Genomic DNA, 1,149 nt, shown 5'->3' with positions numbered 1-1,149 from the left:
TCTAAACTGACTATTAAGACTTTCTATTGCATTTGTTGTATAAATAATCCTACGGATATAATCAGGGAAAGCAAAGAAGGTTATTAGATTATCCCAATTATCTTCCCAACTTTTTATCGCATTGGGGTACTTATTACCCCATTTATCCTTTGCGGAAATAAGATTTTCAAGAGCAATATCTTCACTTACTGCTCCGTATACTGCCTTTAAGTCTGCTACAAAAGCCTTCTTGTCTTTATATGGTATATATTTCATACTAGCTCTTAGTTGATGTATTATGCAACGTTGGATTTTAGCAAAAGGATAAGTAGCACTTATTGCCTCTTTAAAGCCATTTAAGCCATCCACACAAAAGATAAGCACATCTTTAACACCTCTATTTTTCAGGTCATTAAGAACTGAAAGCCAGAATTTGCTGCTTTCATTTGCTCCTACCCATATACCTAAAACATCTTTTTCCCCATCCATATTTACACCTAATACAACATATGCCGCCTTAAGTACAATCTGCTTATCTTCTCGTACTTTATAGTGTATTGCGTCCATAAATACAAATGAATAAGTTTTTTCAAGTGGTCTATTTTGCCATTCTGTAACTACAGGAATAATTCTGTTTGTTATATTTGACACCATCTCAGCTGAGATTTCAACATCATAAAGATTCTTGATCTGTTCAGTTATATCTCTTGTAGTCATTCCAGCTGCATAAAGAGCCATAATCTTATCTTCAATTCCAGTTACATTTCTTTGATATTTAGGAACAATTTTAGGCTCATATTCACCATTTCTATCACGTGGTATATTTAACTCAACTGGTCCTAGTTCAGTTTTTATACTCTTTTTAGAATATCCATTTCTACTATTTGTGGTTTGTTTTTCAGCAACATCATACTTATCGTATCCAAGCTGTGTATCTATTTCTGCTTCTAATGCTTCTTGTAGCACATCTTTAAACATTTCTTTCATAGCAGCTAAAACATCATTTGGGTTTTTAAAGTTCTGCTCATTAACATAATTTCTTAAAATTTCTTTAGAAATATTCGACATAAAAAAACACTCCTTCTTGTATATATTTGGTATTTATTTATCCAAATTCTTGCCAAGAAAGAGTGCTTTTTATTCACTTTACACAAAAATTTTTACAGGCTC

1 protein-coding gene is annotated in these 1,149 nt (G+C 32.1%); it reads right to left on the bottom strand.

Features of this window, described 5'->3' with window-relative positions; translation table 11 throughout:
• Nucleotides 1-1,047, bottom strand: a 1,047-nt coding sequence (locus CLHOM_RS15030; RefSeq protein ID WP_052222519.1) for an IS256 family transposase, incomplete at its 3' end; no start/stop codon positions are given.
• Between the last annotated feature and the right edge of the window lie 102 nt (nt 1,048-1,149).

Origin of the sequence: Clostridium homopropionicum DSM 5847 (assembly GCF_001263795.1) — a bacterium.
In the GTDB taxonomy this organism is placed as follows: Bacteria; Bacillota; Clostridia; order Clostridiales; family Clostridiaceae; genus Clostridium_H; species Clostridium_H homopropionicum.
Note: the sequence above shows the minus strand (reverse complement) of the source record. Positions and strands in the feature narration are given on the sequence as shown.